Origin of the sequence: Vibrio genomosp. F10 str. 9ZD137 (assembly GCF_049974785.1) — a bacterium.
GTDB lineage: Bacteria > Pseudomonadota > Gammaproteobacteria > Enterobacterales > Vibrionaceae > Vibrio.
In genome coordinates this window covers 1-3,638 of sequence record NZ_JBNGCJ010000581.1, presented here as the reverse complement: position 1 = coordinate 3,638, position 3,638 = coordinate 1, and the positions used below count along the sequence as shown (strand labels likewise).

Sequence of the window (3,638 nt, the reverse complement as noted above, 5' to 3'; positions counted from 1 at the left end):
GGTAATACCGCCGGGCTAAAAGCAACAAGAAGGCCGCTCAGTAGATGTTCAAACATAGCAACTCCTTAATAAAAGATGCCTTGCGGCAGAGAGATATAAAACACTTCACCGAATAGGTAATAAACGCAAAGTACGAAGATCCAAGCGACTAAATAAAAAAGAGGCTTTTTAATTTTAAAGAACACCAAATAGGCCGTGAACGCAAGGAGGCTAGCAATCAGGTAACCGACTACACTGATCAGTAGCACGTAACCAATTAGAAATACCGCTCCGAAGATGGCCATTCTAGAAAAAACAGGCGGTTCGTTTGTCGTTTGGTTCGATTTCATTTTGTGCTGCATAATCAGCGCGGCACAGATAATGACTTGAGCAATAGCGACAACCATTGGAAAAAATTTGGCATCAACACTCGCATCTTGAAAGCGTGGCTCAGCAAATTGCCCGATAAGTACCAAGATAATAGCGCTACAGACAATAACCAACGACGGGAAAAAAACATGTCTATTTAACATTCATTCACCACATAAAGGTTTGTATGGAAGACGGCTTGTATAGAGAGATGTGTAATAAAAAGGAGCTTTCATTTGAAAGCTCCTTTTCAATAGGGTTAGTTGATCAGAGTACCCAGAGATTGAGCATCTTGAGCGACAAACTTCGTGAACTCTTCGGCGTTCATATTGTGGATGGTCATTGCGCCTTTCTCCATGAACTCTTTGAATTCAGCACTAGCCATCGCTTCGTCAAACGCTTTACCTAATGTTTCTATAACGTCGTCTGGAGTGTTTTTTGGAGCGCCAATACCACGCCATGTGCCTGTTGTTACATCGATGCCTTGTTCTTTCAGTGTTGGAACATCAGGGATGTAGGCAATGCGCTCTTCAGACATAACGCCCAACGCTTTGAGTTGCCCCGAACGCAGCTGAGCAATTGCTTCACCCGGTGTTACCATCGTCACATCTGTGTGATGGCCTAGTACGGCAGGAATCGCTTCTGAAGAACCATTGTAAGGTATAGCATTTAGTTTGATGTTCTGGTCTTTTTCAAGCGCCATCAAATAGAAATTTGGCGCAGCGGTAGAGGCAAATTTCACTTTCCCTTCACCCTTTTTCGCATCTGCAATCAAATCATTGATGGTGTTGTATGGGCTATCAGCGGCAACCAATACAACAGCAGGGTCTAGGTTAACCATTCTAATAAGTTTGAAGTCGCTAGCGTCGTGTTGCATCAATCCCATTTGTGGTAGAGAGGCAATTTCACGGGTAACAACAGTTAATGTATAGCCATCGGCACGTTGTTGGGCACCAAAGCTCATGCCCACGGCACCAGCGCCACCTGTACGGTTCATTACTGCAATATTCTGCCCTAGAATATCTTTTGCGGAATTAGCAAGGGTACGACCGACTGCATCTGTCCCCCCGCCCGCACCGAATGGAACGACCAATCGAATGTTTTTAGTTGGATAATCAGCAGCAATGGATGTAGCGGAAACCAGTAAACCTGCGGCAATGAATAGAGAGGTTAAGAGTTTGTTCATAATCAGTCCTTTAGTTATTGTTCTATTTTCTGTATGTCTGTGTAGGGTTTTCTATCTTGTTATTTTGGTACTCGCTCATACAAAGTTGTTCAATTGCTACTGCAATCCAGCCACTGATAAGCATGTCGTACCATTGTTCAACACCACTGCAAGCAACCACCACGTCGCCATAGACAAATGATCCATAGAAAAGTAAGTCGTCGTCTTTTAGTGAAGAAGTGTGAATGGTTTGGTTAATGATATTTGCACCAGAATTACGCCAAGCTTGCTGTGCTTTTTTTCTAGCAAGTTGATCGAATGGGATCGTCCACTCCGCTGGTGTACCTAGTGAAGCTTCATAAAGAATCGCTTTATCGAATGCTGATTCCCAAGGTTTTAATCGAGGGTCCATAACAATAATGTGAAGCTCTTTACGATTGGTACGTTCAAACAATTGATTGATAGAAGGTGTGACGAGATCTACCGCATCTTTTGCTATGTCGAAATGTGATTTCATGGATTATCCTTAATATACTCAACTCTTCTGTATTTTTAGATATATTGTATTACAAGTTGATTAGGTTCATTATTGCCGCGGCGATATTTTCTGTCATCCGTCACTCAGTGAAATATTGACATAAATCTCATTAGATTGGGCTTTCTGGCGCTATTTAGTGAAGGCAGTCACGCTGAAATAAAATCTAATGCAGAGGTTAATGTATTAATATACGACTAGAGATTTTGAGTGGGATCATTTAGGCCGGTAAGAATGAGATATTGGACGAGCCATGACATGTTGAGATTGTTGAAAGCAAACAATAACGCCCAAAGATTTAAAATAAGTAGATGACGTATTGCTGGGCTATTCAATACGTCATAATGTGATTCGCTTGGGATAAACTTAATCGTACATGAGCTTTTCCGCTTTTTGCATATCAAATTCATTAAGCGATTTTCTCGCGAGTTGTCTAAACGGCAAAGCTTTGACTATTTCTTCAAAAGGCTGAACGGCAAAGGCCCAGAAAATCGAACCATCGAAGCCGAATATGATCATGGCACATAAGGGGATCGAAATAACCCATTGCCCAGTAAAGTTGATTTTAAAGACTGCGGTCGTTTTTCCTAGTGCGCGGAGTACATTTCCATGCACCGTGTTATAGCCCCGAACAATGGGCAAAAAAATGTAGAGTGGGGCAATGGCAGACAACGCAATGTAGGTTGATTCGTCAAGATCTGGGTAAATGTCACCAATAACAAATGATAGAACGGCAAAGCTAGCTGCACACACCACCGATATTCCTACCGTAACATCAATACTGGTATTAACATTCTTTGTTAAATCATCCATTTTTTTAGAGCCAATGGCCTGACTAATACTGATCGCCGAGGAATGAGCCCATGCCGCCATAAACTGAGTGCCCGCTCTAATCCAAGGCATGACCAACGTAATGGCAACATAAGCATTGATGTTAAGCTGCGAATAAAGCAACTGATAAAGCGTCGCCCCAATCAACAAAATCGTGACATTCGCAGCAACGGGGAAGATTTCAATCAAGTGCTTTTTAATGTTCGTCTGAAACTCTTGTCGTGTGACAGAAAGCGCCAAGGTGATATTGGGGTCGTAATGAACGCAGAGTGTTAAGTATATCAGACGCAAAGTCATTGCGATCACGCTGCCCAACGCTGCTCCTTGTACACCTAGGCCATTAAAGTCATCAATGCCATGAATCAGGAAGTAAGACAAAATCGCATTCACCGGCAACTCAATCAGGTATCCTTTAAATGGGATTTTGGTTTTTCCTAAACTGTTGAACAAAGCAATCATCACTTGCGTGAGCGCGGTGTAAAGCACTAAATACTTGGTGATGCTGAGGTAACTTGATATCTGTTGATGAAGTGATGAATCCTTGGTGAGGATGTTGATTAATGGCTGATTGAAATAAGTGAGCAGTACCCAGAAAATAAGCGCGGCTGAAAGGTTTAGTGTTAGCCCTGACCAAAAAGCTTTTGAAAGAGATTGCTTGAGGCCAGAACCAAAAGCGCGACTTAGAACAAGTTGAGTACCGTTCGCTAGCGCCATCTGGATGCCGAGAATAAAGGCAACGATGGTGGTTGAAATACCCAT

At 42.5% G+C, this 3,638-nt stretch carries 4 protein-coding genes; all 4 read right to left on the bottom strand.

The annotated features are described in order from the left end of the window. Nucleotides 1-65: 65 nt before the first annotated feature. Nucleotides 66-512: a tripartite tricarboxylate transporter TctB family protein gene (locus ACP45E_RS14055; RefSeq protein ID WP_017033913.1), complete on the bottom strand. Its 447-nt coding sequence runs from the start codon at nt 510-512 to the stop codon at nt 66-68. A gap of 95 nt (nt 513-607) precedes the next feature. Beyond that, nucleotides 608-1,534 (bottom strand): tripartite tricarboxylate transporter substrate binding protein, encoded by a 927-nt coding sequence (locus ACP45E_RS14050; RefSeq protein WP_017033912.1) that lies wholly within the window; start codon nt 1,532-1,534, stop codon nt 608-610. A 22-nt stretch (nt 1,535-1,556) separates the two neighbouring features. Then, nucleotides 1,557-2,030, bottom strand: a complete 474-nt coding sequence (locus ACP45E_RS14045; protein ID WP_017037749.1) for a hypothetical protein — start codon at nt 2,028-2,030, stop codon at nt 1,557-1,559. Between the two features lie 384 nt (nt 2,031-2,414). Further along, a partial coding sequence (locus ACP45E_RS14040; RefSeq protein WP_069585143.1) for an MATE family efflux transporter occupies nt 2,415-3,638 on the bottom strand: 1,224 nt, incomplete at its 5' end.

Coding starts and splice junctions, on each gene's coding strand:
- ACP45E_RS14045 (WP_017037749.1), bottom strand. CDS start 2,030: ATGAAATCACATTTCGACATAGCAAAAGATGCGGTAGATCTCGTCACA.
- ACP45E_RS14050 (WP_017033912.1), bottom strand. CDS start 1,534: ATGAACAAACTCTTAACCTCTCTATTCATTGCCGCAGGTTTACTGGTT.
- ACP45E_RS14055 (WP_017033913.1), bottom strand. CDS start 512: ATGTTAAATAGACATGTTTTTTTCCCGTCGTTGGTTATTGTCTGTAGC.